The organism is Vibrio sp. Vb1026 (genome assembly GCF_033338745.1).
Classification (GTDB): domain Bacteria; phylum Pseudomonadota; class Gammaproteobacteria; order Enterobacterales; family Vibrionaceae; genus Vibrio; species Vibrio alginolyticus.
Genome location: NZ_JAWOTH010000013.1, coordinates 59668 through 85511 on the forward strand (window position 1 = coordinate 59668; position 25844 = coordinate 85511).

Consider the following 25844-nt stretch of genomic DNA (forward strand, 5'->3'; position numbering starts at 1 on the left):
GCCCGGTCATGAAACGTGTATTGATGTTCGACGCCATCCCAATGCAAGGTGGATCCAAAATCGCGAATGCAGAGCTCCTTAAGCAGTGCGATAAGCTGAGCGTGATTGGTTACCTACTCACTACAAATCCAGAGCATTGGGCGTCACTGCTTAGTGATACACCGCGTGTGCAAGTTATAAAAATAAAACCGTCACCATTTAACTCGACTCATGGCCTGACCTACTGGTTGATGAACGCTTACTACTTTCTCCAACTTCTCTACGCGTGCATGAAGCTTCCAAAGATAGATAGCTTTTTGGGCCTATCTTGCCCAAGTAATGATATGCCTTTGTACTTACTACGATTAATTAGCAAAAAGCCTGTGGTACAGATGGTTCATGGCCCTATTGGACGATCGAGATCTGCTGGCTACTGCTTAGTAAAAGCATCGGCAATTTACTACTTGGCAAACACCCGCGAATCAATGGTAGAAGCATTACAGGCCTACCTCAAAACAGAGAAGCCAGCCACCGAACGCTATTGGTGTGGTTTGAATACATCTACGTTTGTTAATGGATTATCGAAAGATCGCTGGCCAAAACAAGCGAATCCGATTTCAAGCCGCGTTTTCTGGGCAGCTAGCTTACTAAAATGGAAGAACATCGATCTTTTGCTTGATGCTTTAACACTTGATGAGTCGAAAAAGATCAAATCCACCGTGTGTTACATCAAACCTAACGTGGCAGGTGTGGAATATTCAACACCGGACTTCAACACACAAGGTGTTGAATGGCATGAATGCCCAAACAACTTAGATGAATTGCGTTCACAGTGTGGTGTGTTTGTTTCCACCAGTCTCAACGAACCTTTTGGGTTATCTATTTTGGAGGCTCTCGCTGCAGGTATGTGTGTCGTCATTCCACATGATGATAGTTATTGGGACCGCGTGTTAACTCACGGCCGAAATTGTATTAAATACACGCCTAACAATGTGGCTTCGCTACACAACGCAATTCGCCTTTTGAATGAATCGCCGTGGATGAAAGTAACGATGGGTATCGAAGCACTCAATGTTTCTCAACTATACACAGCCGAACGTTGTTATTTGCCAATCGCCCAGCACCTTGCTGCCGAAATTGCTACCAACAATGATTGCACACTCAAGACACCGCGAGACATCAAAGGATATGATCATGTCTAAAGCAATGACCAACATGACGCTATTTGCTATCGCCTTAGTGATCAATAAAAGCATCAGCCTAATCATGCTGCCTGTATTGCCCCACTTTCTCTCACCAGAACAAATGGGCAAGCTTGAGCTTCTAACAACCTTTGGTGTTGTTACGACCTTGTTTGTCAGTTTCGCTTTGCATGAAGCGCTTTATCGATTCGTCGGCGTTGAAAAGGATCAAAATACGCGCACAAGCCTACTAAACCAGCTGTACTCACTTGCTTTACTCATCGCTGGCGTCGTCGCTCTTAGCTTGCTCACTATCATTTTAATCGCCCCCATTCCCGCGCCTTTTACGCGAGTCGAATTTGCTATTGTTATGTTTGCCATCGTTCTAGAAGGCAGTATTGCAATCGGCACTGCCTGGTTAAGAACACAAGACGACAAAGCAAGAACACTGCTTAACGTCATGGTCACTACCACCATTTTTCAGGTCATTTTTATCGTCGCGGCGCTGTCTGTTCATCCCCATGTTATTTCTGTTTTGTGGGGGGGCTTGTTGGCTGCTATTACTCAATTTGTTTGGCTGCACATCGTTAACCGTTACAATGTCACCCTTCCTAAGCTGACATTGGCAAAACAATACCTAAACTACTGCCTACCAATGATGATGGCCGGTTTAGTAGCATTTTGTCTCAATGGCGCTGAACGCTGGTTCATTGGTGCCAACACTTCTCTTGCGACGTTAGGGATTTACGCGATAGCGGTAAAATTTGCAGTGGGCATGTGTATTTTAGTGCAGCCGTTTGGCATGTGGTGGATGCCACGTCGATTTAACTACTTAGAAGGGCGCAAGAGCACTGAAGCAGTGCGCATCACACACTTAGGTATGATTTACATTACAGGTTTGAGTGTAGTGGTCGGCACATTAGCAATGGTGATGATCACCTACTTACTGCCAGAAACCTATCATGAGGCGGTACTATTCAGCTTATTCTTGCTACCTATCGCCATGTTAAAAGAATGGAGTGAGTTGATTAACATCTCCATTTTGTACAAGCGTCGTACTCGCTGGCTACTGGGTATAAATGTCGTCTCTGCGTGCGTTGCGATTGCTTTGCTGTTTGGCTTATCTTCTCTGGGTATTTATGGGGTGTTCATTGCGCTTTATTACGCACAACTGTGTAAGTTGGGCCTGACTTATGTAGTAGGCCAACAATGTATGACGTTGCCTTTTCACCTCAGTCTGATGGTTTTATTACAGATTATATCCGGTGTGGCACTGTTCCTGCTTCACTCTTCACAATCAATAGGAATCGCCATCGCAATTTGCATTTTGACATGCAGTTTGCTGGCAGGGATAGCCACTCGCTACATGAGTAAAGAGACGCTCAATGCTCTCACTCGATACATAGTGAAACGGCGTGGACAGGTGAAGAGATACTCGTTATGAATGAAACCAAGGTGAGAACAAAACAGTCCATCGCAGCACTGACGATTACAGTCTGTATCGGCCTGCTTTGGATTGTTATGCCTCATCCCATTTTGATTGTTGCGTTGTGTTTCGCACCACTCGCGTTACTGTTTGTTCTCAATCAAACGTTTTGGCTTGTCACACTGTTCGTTATTTTTTCATTCTTTCGTATTCACGAAGCCTTTCCTGTTATCTATAACTTCAAGATCCCATTACTCTTATCACTGGGGGCACTCGCCGCACTCTCTTTTCACCTTCTTATAAGCCGCCAGATTACAGCTTTTTGGCACCCTTCATTAAAGTGGCTGTGTATATTTTGGGGTCTGGTGATCATCGGAATCATATTCGCTTCCAGTCGTGATATCGCAATAACGGTGTTCAAAAACACCTATTGGAAAATCATCATTATGACGTTGGCCATCACCTGGCTTATTACTAAACCTTCACAGCTCGCTCAGATGTCAAAAGCAATTATTTTCGCCGGATTATTGATTGGTCTAGTGGCATTACAAAACGCAGCGAATGGCATTGATTTAGTCGAAGGAACGCGCGTGTCGATAGGACGATCCATAGGTTCCGTACTTGGCGATCCTAACGATTTGGCACTAGTGCTGATGTTTCCCCTTGCCTTTACCGTTAGTCAATTGATGGAGAAGCATTCCCCCAAGCATCTCAGGCTCTTTGCCCTTATCACCTGTTTGGTTTTGTTCTTTGCGATCATTGAGACGCAGAGCCGCGGTGGGTTACTAGGTTCACTGTCTGTATTTGCCTACTTTGCTTTTAAACACATCAAAAGCAAAACATTAGTCTTGGTACTAGGCGCCATCGCAGCGATCGTACTCTACGCATTCGCTGGTATTTCAGGACGAGAATCGGGGGGAGCCGCTGAGGATGGTATAGATGCCTCTGCGATGGGGCGACTTTATGCGTGGGAAGCGGCATTTAAAATGGCACTGCATCACCCGTTGACTGGCGTAGGTCTAGATAACTTCTACTTTAATTACTATTTCTACAGCCCACACTGGGATGGTATCAACCACGCCGTCCATAGTACTTGGTTTGGCGTGTTAGCAGAAACGGGTTTTGTCGGGCTCGCGGTGTTCATTACTTTAATTGTGTCATTGATCCGCACCTCTTTGCATTCCATCTCATTGCTGACACCAAAATCAGATTACACCCTCTCTGTAGGAGCAAACGCCGTGTTAAGTGGGCTTATCGGTACCATCGTATCAGGCACGTTTCTGACTCAAGGTTTCACTTGGCCAATTTACATTCTAGCGGCATTAACAGTTGTCGTTAGCCGAATTGTTCAAAGTGACTGTCAAAATGAGAAATCCTAGTTTCAAACATAAACAAAACCCATAAATCACTGTTTTAAAATGGCTAATTCCTTGGCACGCATTGTGATTACTCACTTAATTAGTAATCAAATAACCAAGACTCAAGGAGAGCCACATGACGGACATCGTAGTATTTGGAGAAGATTTTGGTGGGTTACCCTCTTCCACTCAGCATATTGTCAAGCGACTAGCAGCGAACCATCGAATCCTTTGGGTTAACTCCATTGGCCTTCGTCAACCTAAGCTGGATTCTAAAGACATACAGCGTGCGTTAAACAAACTCACTCGTGTATTTCATAACGTAGGCTCACACAAGCCAACATTGGACTCTGAAACAAACCCAAACATTCACATCATCAACTTGCTCACCATTCCTGCCCCTAATTCTGCATTAGCAAGAAAAGTGGCCGCTAAGATGATGAAACACCAACTCAACAAACAATTACAAGCTCTTGGTTTTGATAAGCCTGTATTTTGGACGTCGCTCCCGACTGCTGCCGATGTTTGTGCAGAAATGAACCCACGTGGACTGATTTACTATTGTGGCGATGACTTTAGCGCTTTAGCTGGTGTTGACCACGACACGGTAACAAAGCACGAACGTACTCTTGTTAATGCGGCCAACGTTATCTTTACGGCAAGCGAAACACTCTCCACCAAGTTTCCATCACATAAAACCGTCACTTTGCCTCATGGTGTCAACGTTAGTCTGTTTTCTGAGCCAGCACCGAAGGCCAAAGACTTGCCTGACAACGGCCGCAAAGTGCTGGGCTTTTATGGTAGTTTGTCTGAATGGTTAGACTACGACTTAATTGCCCAAGTCGCAGACCAAGCGCCTGACTGGGATCTCGTGTTCATCGGCCCCAACGAGTTCAGTGACAATCCACTTCCACAAAGAAGCAACATATACTACCTGGGCCCGAGAGCGCATCACACTCTGCCACGTTACTCTCAACACTGGGATGCCAGTTGGTTGCCCTTTGTTGATAACGCTCAAATCAAAGCGTGTAATCCGCTTAAACTTCTTGAGTACTTGGCAACAGGAACCCCCGTTATTAGCACGTCGTTTCCTGCATTAATGCCGTACAAGCATATGCTCCACATAGTTCAAAATGTCGAAGATGTATGCGCCAGTCTCGATCACCTGATCCCACCCCCGGCAAACTCAAAGCAATATGTTCAACAGCAAAGCTGGGAAGCAAGAGCCAACCAAGTTGATAAATTAGTGAGGGCGCTATGAACGATTTAAGAGAAAACCTCAGCGTACTGTTACATGGAGCTTGGAGACGTCGCTACATGCTCGTTATTCCTATGCTTGTCTTGCCGGTGCTGGGTTTCATCGTAAGTAAACTGGTTCCGACGACTTATGTTGCTCATACCAGCATGCTTATTCAAGAGACAGCGAAAATGAACCCGTTCCTTCAAGACCTTGCCGTCTCAACAATGCTGAAAGACCGATTGAGCGCACTCAGTACTCTGCTAAAAAGCCGACACGTTTTGTATTCAGTCGCAAAAGAACAATCGTTGATCAATGACGAGATGAGTGCAAAAGAGCAAGAGTTCATCATAAAAGATCTCGCGTCGCGCCTGTCTGTTCAGCCACTCGGTAAAGACTTCATTCAAATTCAATTGCAAAGTGGTAAATCAGAAGGAATGGAGTCGATGCTGCTGTCTGTCAGAGAGCATTTTGTCGAACAGCTTTTGGCTCCTGAGCGTTCTTCGATTAAAGATTCGAGCCATTTTTTGACTATCCATATCAACAAACGCAGGGAAGAACTAGACAAGGCTGAACAAGCCTTTGCAGAATATAAAAATACTTACTCAGACGCGACGCCCGAAATGCAAGCTCAAAGCCTTACTCGCCTTGCTAGCCTCAAACAAACGTTAGCCGAAAAGGAGGCGGAGCTTGCTGGTGTTTCACGAAGTCTAGGCAGTTTGGATCAACAACTATCCAAAACGAACCCGGTTATCGGTAAACTGGAAGAGCAAATCATCGACATTCGTAGTGAACTTACCCTGCTTCGCGCTAAATACACAGAGGCGCATAGTTTAGTGCAAGGTAAGTTGCGAGAATTAAACCGGTTGGAGCAGGAACGCTCGGTACTCTTGAACTCTAAACAACCAGAACTAAACAGTGCTCAACTATGGGATATCGCGAGCAATACCACAGTAAACAGTCTTGGCGAAGCACAGCCTCTACTTGTCTCCCAACTACATCAATTACAAATGATGCGCGGACGTTTTGAAGCACTTACGGAAGAAACCAACAGCTTGCGAGACATGATCCAAGAATTAGAGCGAAATACGCACCAATTTGGGAGCACAGCGACAGAAATCAACCGCTTAGCTCGTGACGTCGCAGTGAAGAGAGAAATGTATGATGAACTCGTCGAACGCTATGAGATGGCCCAACTAACGGGTTCTTTGGGAGAATTTGAAGAGAATAAGCGCGTAAAAATCATTGATGAACCGTTCACGCCAACGATCCCAACTAACTTACCTAGTTTTGTATTTGTCATTTTAGGATTTATTGGTGGCGCTGGTTTAGGCATTGGATTAGCGACGATACTAGAGTTAGCCGATAACTCTATCCGCTCTAAAAGAGCATTAGAAAAACACCTTGGTGTTCCTGTCATCACCACTTTACCTAACGTAGTGTACGGAAACTAACCGCCATAAGAACTCATTTACAAGCACTCGGTCGGCGAGTGCTTTTCTTTTACTACTGCCTTATACAGCCTCATAGCATGTCCACTAATATGAATCTCAAATTGAGAATAAACATAAAGTCTCATAAACATCAATATTAACCTATTGTTTTTAAATGATTAATTTTTTGGCACGCAGTCTGCAACTCCTAAATAAACAAAGAACTCAACGAGGGTTTGAAAATGGAATTCAGACAAAAACACAATAACACTAAGCACAGCAAAAAAGTGATATTACACGTCGTGCAACACTTAGCTCCTGGTGGTTTAGAAACGCTCGTACTAGAAATGCTTCGTTTTGCGCAGCCAAACCATTCCGTTTTTGTCGTGAGCTTAGAAGGAAGCAAAGAACATGCACTACAAGGCTGGCAAAAACTATTGCCCTACCAAGGCCAACTGCACTTTCTTAATAAGAAACCTGGATTCAGCGGAAAAACCATCAGTACGCTGACTTCCATGCTCAAAGGACTTAAGCCTGACGTGGTCCACACCCATCATATCGGCCCACTTCTGTATGGTGGTATTGCTGCACGTTTAGCGCACGTACCTGTAGTGATTCATACCGAGCACGACGCATGGCACCTTAATAACAAAAAATCAGCTCGACTACAGTCCCTTTTGCTAACGATGATTCGCCCGCAAGTAGTTGCGGATGCTAACTTTGTCGCCCATCAAATACAGACTAAGTTAAAGTATCGCAAAATTTGTACTATCCATAACGGGATTGACTGTCAGAAGTTTAAAAGCGGTGACCAAACGGCAACAAGACACTTGTTTGAACTTCCAACCGACAAAATCGTGATTGGCGTTGCCGGGCGTCTAGAAGCAGTTAAAGGCCATAAAGTGCTTATCGAAGCATTCTCTCATCTTACGCCAAACACACACCTAGCCATTGCTGGAGATGGTTCTCAGCGAGTTCAATTGGAAGCACAAGTTAGAACGTTAAAACTTGAAGATCGAGTAACCTTTTTAGGCTTGGTCGACGATATGCCCAGCTTTTACCAAAGCCTAGACTTGTTTTGCTTACCATCACTTCAAGAGGGATTTCCTCTCTCAACCCTCGAGGCTCAAGCATGTGACATTCCTTGCGTCGCGACGGATGTTGGCGGCGTGAAAGAGACGCTCTGTCCGAACAACAGCACACTGGTTGAAGCAAATCGCGTGTTTTCGTTGGCCGAAGCGTTATCACAGCAACTGGAATCATCACACCATTCTCCTCGAACTTTTATTCTCAAACACTTTGATATCAGAGACATGGTGAGTCGCTACTCACGTTTGGCCAAGGAGGCTAGTTATGAATGATTTACTTTGGATTATAGGGTTTGGTTTATCCGCGTTTTTGATTGTCTATCATCACGTTGGGTACCCACTGCTCCTTAAGTGGCTTCCTTTAAAACAGCAAGACGAAGCCAAAGCACCATTTGTAGAGCGAGCTTACAAAGCCTCCAAAACAGACAGCCAGCTACCCTCTATTACTGTCATCGTGCCCGCCTACAATGAAGAACAATGGATAGCAGAGAAGATCCGTAACCTTGCGAGCCTAGACTACCCGAGGGATAAATTAAGAGTAGTGATCGCATGTGATGGCTGCACAGATAACACAGCCGAGATTGCTCAAGCGACAATTCAAGAAGCAATCTGCTCTGATACTCTGTTCATTATTAATGATCACCAAGTCAATCGTGGTAAAGTTGCCCTACTCAACGAAGAAATGCGTCATGTTAGCTCGGACATTACCGCACTGAGTGACACGTCGGCATTGATTTCTTGCGATTCTCTATTGCTAGCTAGTCAGCATTATCAAAATGAGAACGTTGGAGTGGTTAACGCAACATATCAAATAATGAGCACTGATAACCAAGGTGAAGCGGCGTATTGGCAATACCAGTCTCGAGTAAAGCACCAAGAATCTTTGTTAGGTTCAACGATTGGTTCCCACGGTGCGTTTTACACTTTCAGAACTCACTTATTTGAACCACTGGAAGTTAGCACCATTAATGACGACTTTATTCTCCCTATGAGAATCGTTTTGCGAGGCTATAGCGCTATTTACGAGCCAAACATGCTGGCTCTTGAACTAGAACAGAGCTCAGACAACGCAGATTTCAAGCGGCGCCTAAGAATTTCAGCGGGTAACATGCAGCAGCTCATGCAATTAAAGAAATTACTGCTACCTCGTTATCGTGGCACTGCCTTTGCATTTCTATCGGGAAAGGTTCTGCGCTTAGCAACACCCTATTTGATGATTGTTTGCTTTATTTGCTCACTACTACTGGCACACAATCCGCTGTTTCAAGTAATGCTGTCCGCACAAGTTGGTATTTATAGCATCGCGCTTATCACTTACTTGATGCCAGCACTTAACACAATTAAACCTTTTAAGCTGATTAGCTACATCGTCATTGGTCATCTCGCCAACTTTATCGGCGGTATGAAGTATTTACTCGGAATGGAAAATGGACGTTGGAAACGCGTCAACCAATAAGGAAAGCATCATGAAAAACTCACGCTACGATTCAAATGTATGCCACGCGAAAAGAACGTTTGATGTACTGGTTGCAATGCTTATTTTGGTCGTCACTGCACCGCTATTCCCATTTATCGCGCTAGCTATAAAAATCACATCGAAAGGCCCAGTGATCTATCGTCAACTGCGTGTTGGGCGCTGTACACCAGAAAAAATGGATCTTTTTCAAATCATGAAGTTTCGCACCATGTATATTGATGCAGAGCAACGCTCTGGCGCAGTATGGGCAACTGAAAATGATCCCCGCATCACGCCAGTAGGACGCTTTTTACGCAAAACGCGTTTAGATGAACTACCTCAACTGTTTAATGTGTTGAGAGGTGAAATGTCGATGATTGGGCCGCGCCCAGAACGCCCAGCTTTCTACCAGAAATTAGAAGATGAAATCCCCTATTTTGTAGAGCGCACATATGGCGTGTTACCGGGTATCACAGGCTTAGCTCAGGTTAACCAAGGCTATGATGCATGCATTGAAGATGTAAGACGCAAAGTTGGGTTTGACCACAGTTACGCACTAAGCTTAGGTTCGTTTTACTCTTGGATTTCAATGGACCTTTCAATCATGAGCAAAACATTCGTTGTGATGATTGACGGACGAGGTCAATAACTTCCGGTTCTGGTAACGGTCACTCTTGCCACTGGCGTCGCATCTTTTCTATCGTCGCTGGTGGCACATCATGAATGCTTTGATACGCTCCGTGGCACACTTTAATTTCCACCTCGATGCGCTTCTTCATGCAGTAGTCCATGTAACGCTTCATCTCCCAATGTCGAACAAACGTATTGCTGACAATCACGACTCTCCCTTTGTTCAACCACTTTCTAGTTTGCTGAAAACACCACTCATGCGCTTGAGGTAATTGAACTGGTTCAAAGTGATAATCACCTTCATCATTTTCAAAATACATGTCAGCTTCAAAATGCTTAGCACCAAGCTCTATCGCTAGTTGTTTTGCTAAGGTTGTTTTACCTGAACCCGGAAGTCCACGAATAAGAATGAGTTTAGCCAGTGACATAATGCAGTTTAATGAGGTGGGAATAAGCCTAAACTGTAACGAAATTATTGGAAAAGAAAAGTAGAAATAAAAAATGCCGAGCACATTAGGCTCGGCATTTAAACTCAATCATGGATCGCGTTGTATTTATTTGTAAGCTGGCAGTTCAGTTCTTAACCCTTTCACCAAACTGACACACATCAACAGCAGAACAAAAGTAAACGGTAATCCTGTTGCAACAACGCCTGATTGCAATGCTTGCAGGGCTTCTTTACCACCAACCCAAAGCATTACGGCTGCAATTGCACCTTCAATACACGCCCAGAAAATGCGTTGCGGTACTGGTGCATCAATCTTACCACCGGCGGTAATACTATCGATAACCAGCGAGCCAGAGTCTGACGATGTAATAAAGAATACCAGAATCAGCACGATAGAAAGCATTGAAATCACTGAGCTATACGGAAGCGCATCGTAAACATGGAACAGAGTCAATGAAATATCAGTTAGGCCATTTGCACCTAGCTCACCAACTTTATTCACCACTTGGTCAAGCGCGATACCACCAAACACAGACATCCAAATCAAAGTAACAACTGTAGGAATAACGATGACTGCGAATAAGAATTCTCGAACCGTACGACCTTTAGACACACGCGCGATAAACATACCAACAAACGGTGACCAAGATACCCACCAAGCCCAGTAGAATACCGTCCAGCCGTGCATCCAAGTTTCATCTTCACGACCGTGAGGGTTACTCAATGGAATAATATTTTCAATGTAAGCCATTGTTGTGTCGCGTAGCGAGCTCCACGCCGTATCAAACGTGATGAAGGTAATGAAAATAAGCAGCGCAAACGCAACCACCATATTGACGTTACTCAGTAGCTTAACACCACCATCAATACCACGAATCACTGATAGCACCGCGATAAAGGTAACGAAGGTGATCACAATCATTTGTGTACCAATGCCACCTTCTAGACCAAAGACATGATTAATACCACTGGTCGCCTGCTGAGCACCCAGACCTAGCGACGTTGCAAGACCAAATAGCGTCGACAAAACGGCAAGGATATCAATAACGTGACCTAACCAGCCCCATGCACGGTCACCAAAAATTGGATAGAACGCCGCGCGCAATGAAAGTGGTAAACCTTTGTTAAATGCAAAAAACGCTAATGCTAGTGCAACGAGTGCGTAAATACTCCAACCATGCACACCCCAGTGGAACATAGTGGCACCCATCGCGAGGGATTTTGCTTCTTCGGTGTATGGTACTGCGTTCAGTGGCATTCCCCACCAATCAGTGAAATACGCGGTCGGCTCAGCCACACTCCAGAACAGAAGACCAATACCCATACCCGCGGCGAAAAGCATCGACAACCAAGAAACGGTTGAGTGATCCGGCGTTGCTTCTTTGCCTCCTAAGCGGATTTTACCTAGCGGAGAAAAAAGAAGAGCAACGGCGAACAATAAGAAGAAGTTTGTCGACCACATAAAGAACGCATCAAACTGTTCGATAATTCCGTTTTTTAGACCGTTTAATACGTCACGAGCAGTGGTTGGCTCAACAAGAAGAAGTGAAATCAGGCAGAAAACAACGAGCCCCGCACTAATGCCAAAAACCGGGTTATGTATATCGAATCCCCACTTTTGAACGTTATCCTGTCCAACCTGATAATCGGTTGTATCAATACTATATTTTTTAAATGCATTATCCATAAATACAAATTTAACGTGAATTTGAAACGCCCCTCAGGTGAGAAGAACTCCAATACCGCCCTCCATTAATTTGAACTCTAAAGTTTTAAAGCGGGACGAATTTTAGCAGCAATCACATATTTTTGCAAAAAGTCGTGATTTATTGCATTTTAAGCTCAATTCAAGACAGATGAAGGGGAAATAATATCAACACAAAAATTATGAGGTCTAACGATTGATTTTGTCGTAGGTTGTAGACTAGAAAAGACACAAGAAATACTTAAGTTCATAGCCAGTCACTGCGCAAATAGAGAAGACCTGCGCTGATTTGGTTTCACAATTAACGACGAAACCAAATCAGCAAACCTTTCATCCAGCGAGCGTTATAAGAAATGGAAGGTGATGTTCCCTGTTACGCTGCTAACGGTATCGCTATCGCCTTCAATATCCACGCCAAACGCTTGATAACTCGCGCCCACAGACACATTGTCAAGCAAGAAGTATTCGGCACCAACACCATACATGTAAGAGACGCCATCATCTTTGTCTAAGTTTCTCAGTCCGCCGTCATAATCAACGTTGAATGCATTGATGCCGCCTTTTGCGTAAACGTGTAACGGGCCGAAGTCGATACTAGGTTTCGCCGCTAAATAGAATGAATCAAAATCAGCACTACCCCTGCTGCCACTCAAAGATAAATCCACTTTGCCGTGATTAAAGTAGCCTGCTTCAATGCCAATGAACGGCAAAATACCAGTACCAACATGAATACCGTAGGTTGTATCATTTTCGCTGTCGATATCGGACTGACCAATTTGGCCACCAGCGTAAATCCAAGAGTCAGCCATAGCTGATGTTGAGCACAACGTTAGAGCGAATAACGAGAGTGTTTTTTTCATACTATCCCTTCCTGATCGATTCCTAAGCGAAACATTACGCAAATATGCGCATTTAATCGCCACTATATATTGGAAAGCATAGGCATTTTAAGACTCTAAAAGTGAATAATTTATGTTCAACTTTTGTTTTGTGACTTCCAGACAAAAAAACACCGGCATAAAGCCGGTGTGTTTCATATGGTGTTAGAAAGCTTGACGCTTATAGGAAATGTAGTGTTGCGTTAACAGAGAACGTGCTGATATCGTCTTTACCAGCAGTGTAGTTCATGTAGCTAGCACCAACAGACATTGGGCCAAAAATGAAGTACTCAGCACCCACACCGTACATTAGGTCCAAATCGTCATCGTCTTTGCCGCCTTTCACTTTTTTGTCCCACTGATGGAAACCACCTTTTGCGTACACGTGTAGCGGACCGAAGTCGATACTTGGCTTAAGTGCTGCGTAGTAAGAAGTTAGCTTAGTGTCTTGACCATTTACGTTGAACTCACCGTGCTGTGTTACACCAGCTTCAACACCAATGATAGGTAGAATGCCTGTACCAACGTGAACAGAGTATGATGTGTCCGTCTCACCTTTGTAGTCAGACTGACCTACTGTTGCACCACCGTAAATCCAAGAATCCGCCATTGCCGCAGAAGATGCGCCAAGTAGCGCCACTGCTAATAGAGTTTTTTTCATCATCTACCTTTACTCTTTATTATTCCCACGTCTGCATAACTCAGTCGTTGGTACTACAAATAAAGGGAGGCGAACTATTGCCTCCCAGAACTAAAAAATAATGCTTATTGAGTTACTAGCAATTAGTGTACCAGCAACTTCTTAAGCGATAATTACAAATCTGACACTATTTTACTGGTTGATTAGCAAGCATCAATCGCGTTTTTGACTCGTTTATCAGAAACAGGATAAGGAGTGCCTAATTGTTGAGCAAAGTAACTCACGCGAAGCTCTTCAATCATCCAACGCACTTCTTTTACATTTTCAGGAATGGCCACACCTTTCGGGATCTTGTTCAGCAACTCTTTATAGTCTTGAGTCACAGATTCAATCTTCAGCATATGTAAACGATCTTTGTTTGGATCGATTGGCAACTTCTCCATACGACGCTCTATCGCGCGCATGTAGCGAAGAATATCCGGCAAGCGTTTCCAGCCACATTCCGTTGCAAAGCCTTTGAAGATCAAGCCTTCAATTTGTGCTTTGATATCGGACAGAGCAAACGCCATTGTGAAGTCGATCTTGCCTTTTAGCTTCTTATTGATGCTAAACGCCGTGGTCAGAATAGTCTCAACCTGTTGAGCAATCTCTACAACGGTGTCACCCAATTCAGCACGAACGTGTTCTTTCAACGCTTCGAACTTCTCTGGCTCCCAAACTAAACCACCCTGCTCTTCAATAAGCTTATCGACACCACAGGCAATGCAGTCATCTATCAGATCAAGCACTTTGCCGTATGGATTAAAGTACAGACCCAGCTTCGATTTGTTCGGTAAGTTGGCGTGCAAATATTTAATTGGCGACGGTACGTTCAATAAAATTAGGCGACGCTGACCAGCACGCATTGCCGTTATCTGCTCGTACTCCGTTTCGTAGAGTTTGATTTCAACGCTGTCTTTGGTATCAACAAGCGCCGGATACGCTTTTACATCGTAGCCGCCACGTTTTTGTTGATACACTTTCGGCAATTCTCCAAAACTCCACGTATGCAGACCTTGCTGTTCGATATCGTCATCCGCAACTTTGGAAAGCGTTTCTTGAACTTTGTCTTTCAAACTTTCTTTCAGTTCATGAAGGTCTTTGTTTTCCTTCAGTTTACGATTTCGGTGATCAACCGCACGAAACGTGACTTTCAAGTGCTCAGGTACTTGTTCCAAGTTCCAGTCTTCACGCAGCACTTCTACGCCCGTCATGCGTCGCAACTCTTTCTCCAATGAATCTAACAGCGGCGCTTCCATTGGCGTAACGCGTGCTAAGAATGCATCGGCATAGTTCGGCGCAGGTACAAAGTTCTTACGAATTGTCTTTGGCAACGATTTAATCAAGCTAACCACAAGCTCATGGCGTAAACCTGGGATCTGCCAATCAAAGCCCGCTGGTTCAACTTGGTTTAAAATCGGCAACGGCAAATGCACTGTGACACCGTCACTATCATCGCCTGGTTCAAATTGGTAACTCAATTTGAGCTTCAAACCATTTTGATGCCAGAAGTTCGGGTAATCCAAATCGGTCACATGGCTAGCATCACCCTTGAACAGCATCTCTTTTTCAAAGTTCAGCAGTTCCGGGTTTTCTTTAGATGCTTTTTTCCACCACGTATCGAAATGCTTACCAGACACCACTTCGGTGCCAACGCGTTGGTCATAGAAATCAAACAGCTCATCATCATCCACCAAGATGTCTCGACGACGAGATTTATGCTCAAGCTCTTCCACTTCTTGTAAAAGCTTACGGTTTTGCTTAAAGAACGCGTGTTTGGTTTCCCATTCACCCTCAACCAATGCACTACGAATGAAGATTTCGCGACTTACGGTCGAATCGATACTGCCGTAGTTGACCAAGCGTTTCGGTACGATTGGTACGCCGTAAAGCATCACTTTTTCGTGCGCCATCACCGCAGCGCGTTTCTTCGACCAATGTGGTTCGCTGTAACTGCGCTTAATAAGGTGTTTAGCTAACGGCTCAATCCATTCTGGCTGAATCTTTGCGATGATACGACCCCAAAGTTTTGAGGTTTCCACCAACTCAGCAGACATGATCCACTTAGGCTGTTTCTTGAATAGACCTGATGCAGGGAAGATATGGAAACGAGCATTACGCGCGCCTTGATATTCATTCTTTTCTTGGTCTTTCATGCCGATGTGCGACAGCAAACCAACCAAAATGGCACTGTGTACGCCATGGTAAGAAGCGGGCTCGTCGTTAAGCTTGAACTCCATCTCACGCATCGACTGATGAATTTGGAAGTACACGTCTTGCCACTCGCGAACACGTAAGTAGTTCAAATAGTCTTGCTTACACTGTTTGCGGAACTGATTGCTAGACAAGGCTTTTTGCTGCTTTTGGATGTATTCCCACAAATTCACAAATGTCAGGAAGTCCGACTCTTCATGGAAGAAGCGACGATGTTTATCGTCTGAAGATTGTTGTTTGTCGGAAGGACGCTCGCGTGGATCTTGAATCGACAAGGCAGCTGCGATGATCATCACTTCTTTAAGCGCACCATATTTTGGCGCTTCCAATACCATACGCGCCAAGCGCGGATCGATTGGCAAACGCGCTAATTGGCGACCAATGGAAGTCAGGCGTTTTTTCGGATCTTTTACCTCAGAGTTAATCGCACCAAGCTCTTCCAGCAAACGCACGCCGTCTTGGATGTTACGTTTATCCGGTGCTTCCACAAACGGAAACGCTTGAATATCACCCAAACCAAGTGCCGTCATTTGCAAGATAACCGACGCTAGATTGGTACGTAGGATTTCAGGATCAGTAAACTCTGGGCGTGACTCAAAATCTTCCTCTGAGTACAGACGAATACAGATACCCTCTTCCACACGACCACAACGACCTTTACGCTGGTTCGCACTCGCCTGAGAAACTGGCTCGATTGGAAGACGCTGAACCTTAGTACGGTAACTGTATCGACTGATACGCGCCGTACCCGGGTCGATAACGTACTTAATGCCCGGAACAGTTAGCGAGGTTTCTGCCACGTTGGTTGCCAGTACAATTCGGCGACCAGTGTGAGGTTGGAAAATCTTATTCTGCTCACCTGCCGACAAACGCGCGTAAAGCGGCACAATTTCCGTGCTCTTCAGATTACGCTTGGACAATGCATCTGCGGTATCACGGATTTCACGTTCACCGTTCATGAAAATCAGGATGTCACCTAAACCTTCATCGCACAGTTCATCTACCGCTTCGAAGATGCCTTCAAGCTGGTCACGATCATTGTCGTCATCACCGCTTAGTGGGCGGTAACGTGTTTCTACTGGGTAAGTACGACCCGATACTTCTATGATTGGTGCATTGTTGAAGTGTTTTGAGAAGCGTTCTGGGTCGATGGTTGCCGACGTGATGATCACTTTCAAATCAGGACGACGTGGCAGCAACTCTTTCAAGTAACCCAAGATGAAATCGATGTTGAGGCTGCGCTCGTGCGCTTCATCGATAATGATGGTGTCGTATTGATTCAAGAAACGGTCATGCTGAATTTCAGCCAACAAGATACCGTCCGTCATCAATTTGATTTGTGTATTTTCAGAGATCTGATCGTTGAATCGAACCTTGTAACCAACAAACTCACCAAGCTTGGTTTCCATCTCTTCGGCAATACGGTTAGCAACCGAACGCGCTGCAAGACGACGAGGCTGAGTATGGCCAATCAGACCAAATTTACCGCGACCAAGCTCAGCACAGATTTTTGGTAGCTGAGTGGTTTTACCAGAACCGGTTTCACCCGCGACGATAACCACTTGGTTTTCTTCGATCGCTTTCGCAATATCGTCGCGTTTTTGGCTTACAGGCAGGATTTCTGGGTATTCAATCGTTGGTTTGTAGTTGCTGCGCTGCTCTGCAACCATCATGGATTTTGCGATGTCTAATGCGATTTCGTCGAACACAGCATTACGCGCTGCGTCCTTCTTAATTTTGCTTGCACCAGAAATACGTTTACTCAAGCGGAAACGGTCGCGCATCATACACTGATTCAGCGCTTTACGCAGAGATGCCACGCTATTCACTTGAGCCTGAGGTGTTTGAGCTTGTTTCGCTGTCGCTTTTTGCGCACCATTTGACGGTGTCGCTTGCTCTTCAGCTAGATTCTTTTTTGGGGGCTGTGACGAAGTCAAAGCGTTTCCTATTCTTTTCATTACAAAAACTGCGCGGATTGTATCACACAAGATCTGTAACAAGATAACCGAAAGCTCATTCAATTTTTTCGAACATGTTCAGCGAATCGCTAGGCTTTTGAACTCACTTACGTTGCTTATAATGGCTCCCATAGTCGAAAGCACTTATTTAAGGAATAACCATTATGTCTCGTGTACTAGCTCTAAAATCAAGCATCCTTGGCGATTACTCTCAATCAAACAAACTGGTTGAAGACTTCATCAAAAATGTAGACCAAGACAAGCTTACTGTTCGTGATTTGGCTGCAAACCCGCTACCTGTTTTGGACTTCGCCGTTGCGACTGCACTGCGCGCTACGGAAGATCTTTCACAAGAACAGCAAGCGGTGGTCGACTTGTCTGACACCCTTATTGAAGAAGTAAAGGCCGCAGACACTTTGGTTATTGCCGCTCCAATGTACAACTTTACCATCCCGACTCAGCTTAAAAACTGGATTGATTTGATTGCTCGTGCAGGCGTGACATTCAAATACACAGAAAACGGCGTTCAAGGTTTGATTGAAGGTAAAAAGGCGATTGTAGTAACGACTCGTGGTGGTATTCATAAAGATTCACCAACTGACAACGTTACGCCATACCTACGCACTGTACTGGGTTTTGTAGGAATCACTGATGTAGAATTTGTTTACGCAGAAGCGCTAAACATGGGTGAAGATGCAGCTGCAAAAGGCATTTCAGAAGCGCAAAGCCAACTTGCAACAATGGCGTAAGTTAGAATAAACCAGAATACAAAAGGGATTGGTTCGCGCCAATCCCTTTTTGGATCCTGATGCCTTGATCGTATTTATAGGGTCTCTTACATCGTCAAAGACGATTCACTTTCTCCAAGTTGCGTATTGCATCGAGGTAGACTTTTTCTAAAGACCGCTCAGCTTCGCTTATCATATTCTCGATCATCGCATTAAGCGCGACATCGCTACGGATTTCTATATTGTCTCCCGCCTTAATGTCAAGAGAGTTGACGTACAACACCAACCATTCATCGCCCTCCAAGTGCCCTTCTCCGTGAATGGCAAAAAAGCGTTTGGCAAATTCAGCGTTGGTACAATTTATCGCTTCAATTTGAAGATTGAATGAGGAGTCGATACTCATGGTGCTTATGCCATCCGATTCATCAGATGCATCACAAACAGCCTTAACTCTGGCACGATATACGAAATTTCTCGTTGAAAGCAGCATAGTATTATTCATCATTACTCATAATGGGCGATAAATAAGTCAGTTGCAAATCCGACCTATATGCATCTCGCGATGCGCTAAAACTCGAACTGGAAATAAATAGTATTGTAGTTGCTCCCACCTTTAATTCGCCCAAACTGGGAAGCGCTTTCAAAAATCGCCGAGCGGTGATGCAATGAATAGCCCACCCACATATTGTTCCAGCTCTTTTGGTTGAAGAGATCGCCTACATTGACATCAAACGAGAAATCTAGGTAGTTGAGCAACTTGCTTGGTGTATAACCCTTGTCTTCCATTTCTGTGCCTTCAATATAGGTAATGCTATCAATATATGACACACCTTCCGCTACACCAAATCGCCAAGTCGTAGGCCAATTAACCGTATAATAAGCCTTAATCGCCATGACGTATTCTGTGCTCGCAGACTGAACACTGGACGACCAGTGATGAACCAACCCTGGCGTTAAATAAATATCAAGAGGAAAACCAAACAGCTCATCCGTTAATGGATGCCCATAAAACAATGAAGTAAGTTGATTGTCGTATGGGTCTTTTTCTCTCTCAAAGCTAAATATTTCACCGATGTTCGAAGGCGTCGCCCAACCATGCGCAATACGTAGATATGCTTTATTGCTCAGTGTCGGTTTCGGAACTTTGCTTTTATCGTTGAAAAAGCCAAAACCGACAAACACTTCTCCCTGATATCGATCTTCTACAAGCTGACTGTTGTAGGCGTTATCATCTAAGCGAGTAACACTCGTCTCACCCAATAAATACAAATTTGAAGTTACATGGTAACGCGCTTTAATACCAAGATTGGTGTCAAGCCCAGCTCCAATTCTCTCGCCAGTAATATCCTTAAAGGAATAATATTCACTATTGAAATCAGCGTCTTTGTATCGAATCGTAATCGATGGCTCTAATTCCCAATCCCCAAATACATAATTGGCAGCAAGGCGGTAATTAGAGTGAAACTGGAGTTCGTCGTCCGTCATCAACTCTACTTCTGCGCGCCAATTGTCGTTAATGCTATAACGCACTTGCCCACCGAAATCGACTCTGTCCCCTTCATTAGCATTTTGTAGCGACATGGGAATATCGACAAATCTCAATCGCATGAGTGCGCTCGCGCGCCAGTCGGAATCACTCTCGTTATACAAAAAAGCGCCACCTTCAATGCCATTGATATACACATGTTGGTTTTCAAAGAACATCATTGGTACAAATGTACTCACCGTAGAGTCATTATCGGCGGTATAAAACGGAATCGATGCTGTGCGATACATCGCAGCAATCCCCCACGTTTGTTCTTCTGCACCATGCGCAGAAGAAACTGCCGCAGCTAAAGGTAAAGCGAGTGTTGTTAGAATTAATCTCTTCATGAGTTCGAAAAATGTTGGTTGAGAAGCAGGCAAACATCAATGATTTGCCATTAAAAGCTTATGTTCTGCTGATGATAGCCGTTACAATGGCAAATGTTGTCATCCTCGTGACAGTTTGAGTCCCAAGATCATATTAATATTGCACGACTAGGTGAGCTTGTTTGCGAATATTTTACCATTACAACAAGCGCTTAAACTCTAGCTTAGTTCTAAATCAAACATAATGAAGTAAAAAGTGAAAGCATCAGAACTCATCTCTACCTTGAATCATTTACCCGCAGACACAGACCCAGACATTGTGATGGGAGAAGCATGGCTGCCAGAGAGGTTGATAGGGACTCAACTCGATGGTGACATGTTGTTTTTGCACTTTGATAATGCACCAGAAGATGGTCAAGGTGACGAAGAAGGGCGTGGCTTCGTCGAACACGAAATCGACCTAATTAGAACTCGGCTTCAGCAAATTTTGGATGAAGACAGTGATAACGCGTCAAAAGCCGATGCGATGCTTGGTTTGTTCCTTATGGGACATGAACTTAGTAGCTCGCAAGTTATCGAAATATTAGAAGAAGAAGCTGACACATAAGGAGCCGTTTTGCCAGCATTGATGAACACGACTGAAATTTCTTCACTTCCTCTTGTCGTTGCAGGTCCGATCCTACGTAAAGTGACCGCAACTGAAATCAATATTTGGCTAGTCACCACCCAACGCTTGGAGGGTATGGTGCAAATTACGGATGAAAATGCCTCCATCCTTTATCAAGCCCCTTTAAGTGAACAAAAAGAACAGCTTCAAATCGGCCTCAATGCGTGGTGTTGCTTACTTAAATTAGAAGGCGAGTTTCCAACCCATCAAGCGTTACGCTATCAAATAAAAACGCAATATGGCTTAGTGACGGAACTGCTCCCTCACCTAACTTATGAGCGAGATAATACGCCAAACTTGGGTATTGAGTTCCTCGTTAGTGAAAAAGCGGATTATCTCTTACATGGCTCTTGCCGTAATCCCCATCACTTCAGTGATGATACATTGGTCGCTGCGGATCATAAAATCGCGTCTCAATCCATTGAAGAGAGACCAGATATGCTCATCATGAGTGGTGATCAAATCTATGCAGACCATGTTGCAGGCCCCACTCTCGATGCCATTGAGCAAGTCATAGCTTTATTGGGTTTGCCAGGCGAAGAATTCGATCAAGCTCCGATAAAAAATACCAATGAGCTCTACCAACACCCTGCTTGCTATTATGGTCGAGATAAATTGTTGCCTCATTATGTGAGTGATGACAGTTTACTAAGTAAGTTTTTTCCACACCGAGGGACACCAATATTCAGCGCCAAAGAGTGTGAGAATCACCTAATAAGCTTTGCTGAGTGCTTTGCAATGTACTTATTGGTTTGGTCTCCGACCTTGTGGAAGCTTGTTCGAACGGATCGTTTGTTAGAAAACGAATTTACTGTCGGCGGAGAAGTTCTTGAACCCAAATGGCAGCAGCAATGGCGCGAAGAAAAAAAACAAATTGATAAATTCGTCGCAGGTCTGGACAAGGTTCAACGCTTACTCGCTCACATTCCAACCTATATGATTTTTGATGATCACGATGTCACCGACGATTGGAATCTCACCATAGGCTGGGAACAAGCCGCATACAGCAACACGTTTGCAAAATGCATTATCGGTAATAGCTTGATTGCTTACTGGCTTTGCCAAGGTTGGGGAAATGCGCCAGAAAAATTCAATGATGAATTTATGAGCCTCGCTCAACGCTTTATCGATGAGCGAACCTCGCAAACCCAAGATGCATTTATTCAATATTTGTATCGCTTTGAGAATTGGCACTACACCATTCCTACGACACCAAAAGTTGTCGTGCTAGATACACGAACCAGACGCTGGCGTTCTGAGTCTAAAATGAACAAACCTTCTGGCTTAATGGACTGGGAAGCGATGATTGAGTTCCATCAGGAGCTCGTGCATCAAGACAAGGTTGTTATTGTTTCTGCCGCGCCAATGTTTGGTGTGAAATTTATCGAAGCACTACAACGTGTGGTGACCATGCTTGGTAAACCATTGATGGTTGATGCTGAAAACTGGATGGCTCACCCCGGAAGTGCGAATACTCTTATTAGTATTTTCACACACACAAAGACACCAACTAACTTTGTTATTCTCTCTGGCGACGTACACTACTCTTTTGCATACGATATTAAGCTCCGCTATCGAAAAAACAGTCCGAATATCTATCAAATCACCTGTAGTGGAATTAAAAATCAGTTCCCTACACAACTGCTCAATATTTGTGATGGCCTAGATAGACTGCTATACAGCCCTCGCTCACCTTTAAACTGGTTCACAAAACGTAAACGACTCAAGATTTACAAACGCGCACCAAGTACGCACAACTTTTATCGCTTGGTTAACCATAGTGCCATTGGTGAGCTACGCCTTGATGATGAAGGCAAACCAAGTCAAATTAGTATTCTGACGAGTGATGGTGACGAAGTTCATTTTCCACCGACACGTGCTGAAAGCTGAGTATCAATCCCAAAATGACTTGCCCTTTGTAAGAGGCAAGTCACCGTGAACTAACTCAGGAGTTTAGGTTTTTTGGGGAGAAAGTGGCCGTTCTTAAATGTCAACGGCGTGCTAAATTTGGTATCGCACCTTGAGATCTTCCGTATTTATTACCATGTTAACCAAATAAACAATAGCTCGGTGTTCATTATGTTTAATTCTCTCACATCATTATTTAAACAACTCATTGATGGCTCTGATTTAAGCCAAACCAACACACTTTCCCCTAACATGGCTATCGCGTGTTTGCTTTGTGAAGTTTCTGGCGCAGACCATAGTGTCGATGATAGAGAACAAGAAACAAAGCGCTCTTTATTGATGAAACTGCTTTCGTTAAATGAAGAAGAATCAAATACTTTGTTAGAGCAAGCGCAACAGAAAATAAAAGATTCCGCTTCGCTGTACGACTTTACCTCTCAACTAAGAGAACTGACTCAAGAAACTCGTTACAACTTAATCAAAAGCATGTGGGAAGTCGCTTACGCAGACGGCGAAATTGACCCGCTAGAAGACGCGGTGATCCGTAAAACAGCAGAGCTACTCTATGTTGATCACAGCGAGTTCATTCGAGCGAAGTTACAGTCTCAGTAAAGTGACGAGATGAGTATATAAGTCGCTGGCTAACTCTAAGCTCCCCCTATAATGACAACAGATATCGCTTCTGTAGCCATAAAAAAACGCGCACTCTGCGCGTTTTTCAATAAGCCAACGACATTGTTATTAAAATACTGGTCAAGGTATGTGTTTAGCTCTTTCCACACTAAACAGACTGCATGACAAAACAACAATGGTTGGATGATTATTTAATTACAAGCTAGCTAGGTTCGAATAACTAAAACATGGTCAAAGCAAGCTTAGCTAAGTTATATGCATCTACATAGCCAGAGTGTTGACGCCCTTCCCAGTCTATTCCTTTTGCTTCTTGAGCGGCTCGATGGCCTATACGTTTATCTTTAAGACGATTTTGAATACGGTAGAGTGTCGCTAAGTTGATGAACTCTGTGAACGGTGCTTCAATACCTTTTTGCTTACACTCTTCTAGAAGAATGACGTCATCTCGCCCCCAAGATGCAAAGATTTTGTTGCGACCACCGAAGTTCTTAACCATGGATTTAAGCACTTCTTCTAGTGGGCGTCCTTGTTTTTCAATCTTACGTGGTGTGATGCCCGTTAACTCAGCGCAAAATAGAGAGACTTCATCGTGTTCTGGTTTCACGTAGTATTGAGCACGCTTGACTATCTCACCTTTAGACAAATCTATTTCAGCTAACCCCACTTCGATAATTTCACCCGTGCTGCCGACGCCATTTTCGTTCCAGCAACACATTTCTAAATCGAAGCATACAATACGGTTATGGTTCATAGTTTGCCTTGGTTCCTAACATAAAAATTTAAAGCGTGCGATTCTATCGTAACACGGCGTAAAACTCGAATTTGTGCGCCCATTTAATCGCCGATCGACACATTATTACGGCCGTTTTTTTTACTCAAATAGAGTTGACTATCCATTTTGTGATACAAGCTCTCAGGATCTTCTTCTTTATGGATAACCGCACCGATACTCAACGTACAGATAATTGACGCATCACCATAATCAAAAGCCGTACTTGCCACAACACTCCGTAATTTTTCTAGGTAAGCTTCTAGCACTGCTCTATCAATGACTTTAGAAATAATACAAAACTCGTCACCACCAGCTCGGTAAAACTTATCTCCCGGTTTTAAATTAGCACTGACCAGCTTAGTGACATGTTGTAACGCTTCATCTCCACCTAAATGGCCGTGTTTGTCATTAATCACTTTGAAGTGGTCGATATCAAAACCAACCAAGGCGAAGTTAACACCTTTGTTTATCTGATTAAGCAAATGATCGTTGAATGCTCGGCGATTCAGTAGTTGAGTTAGAGGGTCTCGCTCTGCCATTCTTTTTAATTCAACGGTTTTGAGCTCCAACATGACCGCTAAGCGCTCTTTTTCTCGAGACTGTAAATTCACAATCCAACTGATCAAAAAGGCGATTACCAATCCGGCTAGTGTCGTGCCCGCTAAAATAGAACGCTCCCAAGCTGAGACTGCGTCAGAAAGCTTAAAGTCAATACGCCATTCACGGTTAGGCAGTTGAATGGTCCGGCTTATAACCGTTCCTCGAATGTTGTCCCAGCTCGCACTTTGAAAGAGAACAGGGTCATCTGCTGCGTCGAATCCCAAATCTTCTACGCGCACCGACATATCGAGCTCCGTCGCGGTTTTCGTAATCAAATCCTCAAAGTAAACCGTACTTCGGATAACACCGGTCACTACTCCTAATAAATATTTGTTCTCGAAGTCGAACACTGGATGGAACACCAGCAACCCAGTCTTAGGTATGGACTTGTCATAACCATCTTGCAGTAAGCGAACTTTATCCGAGACATTCGCTCGCCCATTTTCGGAAATATCATCCAAGATTAAATCGAAGCGTTTGCGCGAAAAATAGAAACCCAATAGAGAAAGGTTTTCCGGTGTTCTTGGGTAGATATCCGACGCGATGAAAATTGGCTCATTGTGTTCAAAAATGTACCCGTAGGTTTTGGGACCATCTTTAGGAACGGTAAACGGTTGGAAGTTTGGAAATTTTTGACGGGTCTTTAAAATATGTTCATCAAGATCTTCAAATTCGACCTTTTGCATCCATTGAAGTCCAATGAGACTTCGCGAGCTATTAATCACTTGTTCCGCATACATGGGAAACGATGGCCAATAGCTTCGCTCAATCGAATGGAAAAAGTTTGCGCCCGCACCAATGAACTTTAGATCATTCTCGACGTTTGCTTTAAGTGATTCTGCTTGTCGGTCGGCTAAAGTATCAAACGTCGTCTGTGTATACCGTTGCTGCATTGTATAAGCAGCACCGACTACACCAGCAGTGACACATAAAGTCGCCAAAAAAGCTAAAATAGAGTCTGAATGTCGTTTTATAAAGCTCTTATGAGCGGTGCTTTGTGTCATATCGTAATTTT

21 protein-coding genes are annotated in these 25844 nt (G+C 44.1%); 12 read left to right on the plus strand and 9 right to left on the minus strand.

Annotated elements, in window-relative coordinates; genetic code table 11:
- The first annotated feature begins 8 nt into the window (after positions 1–8).
- The 8 genes from R7E47_RS17695 to R7E47_RS17730 all read left to right on the plus strand — a co-directional run bounded on the left by R7E47_RS17695 (position 9) and on the right by R7E47_RS17730 (position 9807).
- Positions 9–1181 carry a glycosyltransferase gene (locus tag R7E47_RS17695; RefSeq protein ID WP_104979163.1) on the plus strand — a complete coding sequence of 391 codons (1173 nt, stop codon included), beginning with the start codon at positions 9–11 and terminating at the stop codon, positions 1179–1181.
- Positions 1174–2604 (plus strand): lipopolysaccharide biosynthesis protein, encoded by a 1431-nt coding sequence (locus R7E47_RS17700; protein WP_017820656.1) that lies wholly within the window; start codon positions 1174–1176, stop codon positions 2602–2604. Before R7E47_RS17695 ends, R7E47_RS17700 begins: the two co-directional genes overlap by 8 nt.
- Positions 2601–3965: an O-antigen ligase family protein gene (locus R7E47_RS17705; RefSeq protein WP_192947917.1), complete on the plus strand. Its 1365-nt coding sequence runs from the start codon at positions 2601–2603 to the stop codon at positions 3963–3965. Before R7E47_RS17700 ends, R7E47_RS17705 begins: the two co-directional genes overlap by 4 nt.
- 115 nt (positions 3966–4080) lie before the next feature.
- Positions 4081–5205 (plus strand): glycosyltransferase, encoded by a 1125-nt coding sequence (locus tag R7E47_RS17710; RefSeq protein WP_054730653.1) that lies wholly within the window; start codon positions 4081–4083, stop codon positions 5203–5205.
- Complete coding sequence (locus tag R7E47_RS17715; RefSeq protein ID WP_318084812.1) at positions 5202–6635, plus strand: chain-length determining protein; 1434 nt, start codon at positions 5202–5204, stop codon at positions 6633–6635. The genes R7E47_RS17710 and R7E47_RS17715 overlap by 4 nt, the downstream gene beginning before the upstream one ends.
- A gap of 221 nt (positions 6636–6856) precedes the next feature.
- Positions 6857–7975, plus strand: coding sequence for a glycosyltransferase (locus R7E47_RS17720; RefSeq protein ID WP_054730656.1), 1119 nt, complete (start codon positions 6857–6859; stop codon positions 7973–7975).
- The gene (locus tag R7E47_RS17725; protein WP_064353899.1) at positions 7968–9158 is read left to right on the plus strand and encodes a glycosyltransferase family 2 protein; all 1191 of its coding nucleotides are present in this window, start codon (positions 7968–7970) and stop codon (positions 9156–9158) included. Before R7E47_RS17720 ends, R7E47_RS17725 begins: the two co-directional genes overlap by 8 nt.
- Positions 9159–9168: 10 nt before the next feature.
- Positions 9169–9807: a sugar transferase gene (locus tag R7E47_RS17730; RefSeq protein ID WP_054576904.1), complete on the plus strand. Its 639-nt coding sequence runs from the start codon at positions 9169–9171 to the stop codon at positions 9805–9807.
- Between the two features lie 19 nt (positions 9808–9826).
- Here the strand turns inward: R7E47_RS17730 and R7E47_RS17735 are convergent, their stop codons facing one another.
- From R7E47_RS17735 to hrpA, 5 genes are all read right to left on the minus strand, one after another.
- Positions 9827–10216 carry an ATP-binding protein gene (locus R7E47_RS17735; protein WP_005377656.1) on the minus strand — a complete coding sequence of 130 codons (390 nt, stop codon included), beginning with the start codon at positions 10214–10216 and terminating at the stop codon, positions 9827–9829.
- A gap of 126 nt (positions 10217–10342) precedes the next feature.
- Positions 10343–11923: a BCCT family transporter gene (locus R7E47_RS17740; protein WP_005377659.1), complete on the minus strand. Its 1581-nt coding sequence runs from the start codon at positions 11921–11923 to the stop codon at positions 10343–10345.
- A 362-nt stretch (positions 11924–12285) separates the two neighbouring features.
- Complete coding sequence (locus R7E47_RS17745; protein ID WP_005377661.1) at positions 12286–12801, minus strand: outer membrane beta-barrel protein; 516 nt, start codon at positions 12799–12801, stop codon at positions 12286–12288.
- 199 nt (positions 12802–13000) lie between these two features.
- On the minus strand, positions 13001–13480 hold the full coding sequence (locus tag R7E47_RS17750; protein WP_021033871.1) for an outer membrane beta-barrel protein: 480 nt from the start codon (positions 13478–13480) through the stop codon (positions 13001–13003).
- Positions 13481–13662: 182 nt separating this feature from the next.
- Positions 13663–17649: an ATP-dependent RNA helicase HrpA gene (gene hrpA, locus R7E47_RS17755; RefSeq protein ID WP_258483778.1), complete on the minus strand. Its 3987-nt coding sequence runs from the start codon at positions 17647–17649 to the stop codon at positions 13663–13665.
- A gap of 185 nt (positions 17650–17834) precedes the next feature.
- Here hrpA and R7E47_RS17760 point away from each other — a divergent pair, with 185 nt between their 5' ends.
- Complete coding sequence (locus R7E47_RS17760) at positions 17835–18419, plus strand: FMN-dependent NADH-azoreductase (protein ID WP_005377667.1); 585 nt, start codon at positions 17835–17837, stop codon at positions 18417–18419.
- Positions 18420–18513: 94 nt separating this feature from the next.
- Here R7E47_RS17760 and R7E47_RS17765 read toward each other — a convergent pair whose 3' ends face one another.
- On the minus strand, positions 18514–18903 hold the full coding sequence (locus R7E47_RS17765) for a hypothetical protein (RefSeq protein WP_318084815.1): 390 nt from the start codon (positions 18901–18903) through the stop codon (positions 18514–18516).
- A 62-nt stretch (positions 18904–18965) separates the two neighbouring features.
- Positions 18966–20270 (minus strand): MipA/OmpV family protein, encoded by a 1305-nt coding sequence (locus R7E47_RS17770; protein WP_104980013.1) that lies wholly within the window; start codon positions 20268–20270, stop codon positions 18966–18968.
- Between the two features lie 235 nt (positions 20271–20505).
- Here R7E47_RS17770 and R7E47_RS17775 point away from each other — a divergent pair, with 235 nt between their 5' ends.
- The 3 genes from R7E47_RS17775 to R7E47_RS17785 all read left to right on the plus strand — a co-directional run bounded on the left by R7E47_RS17775 (position 20506) and on the right by R7E47_RS17785 (position 23436).
- The gene (locus R7E47_RS17775) at positions 20506–20856 is read left to right on the plus strand and encodes a hypothetical protein (RefSeq protein WP_005377676.1); all 351 of its coding nucleotides are present in this window, start codon (positions 20506–20508) and stop codon (positions 20854–20856) included.
- A gap of 9 nt (positions 20857–20865) precedes the next feature.
- Positions 20866–22806, plus strand: a complete 1941-nt coding sequence (locus R7E47_RS17780; RefSeq protein ID WP_171345390.1) for an alkaline phosphatase D family protein — start codon at positions 20866–20868, stop codon at positions 22804–22806.
- A 189-nt stretch (positions 22807–22995) separates the two neighbouring features.
- Positions 22996–23436: a TerB family tellurite resistance protein gene (locus tag R7E47_RS17785; protein WP_017820644.1), complete on the plus strand. Its 441-nt coding sequence runs from the start codon at positions 22996–22998 to the stop codon at positions 23434–23436.
- A 241-nt stretch (positions 23437–23677) separates the two neighbouring features.
- Here the strand turns inward: R7E47_RS17785 and R7E47_RS17790 are convergent, their stop codons facing one another.
- Positions 23678–24208, minus strand: coding sequence for a 3'-5' exonuclease (locus tag R7E47_RS17790; protein WP_213891665.1), 531 nt, complete (start codon positions 24206–24208; stop codon positions 23678–23680).
- Positions 24209–24291: 83 nt separating this feature from the next.
- Positions 24292–25833, minus strand: a complete 1542-nt coding sequence (locus R7E47_RS17795; protein WP_005377686.1) for a sensor domain-containing diguanylate cyclase — start codon at positions 25831–25833, stop codon at positions 24292–24294.
- Between the last annotated feature and the right edge of the window lie 11 nt (positions 25834–25844).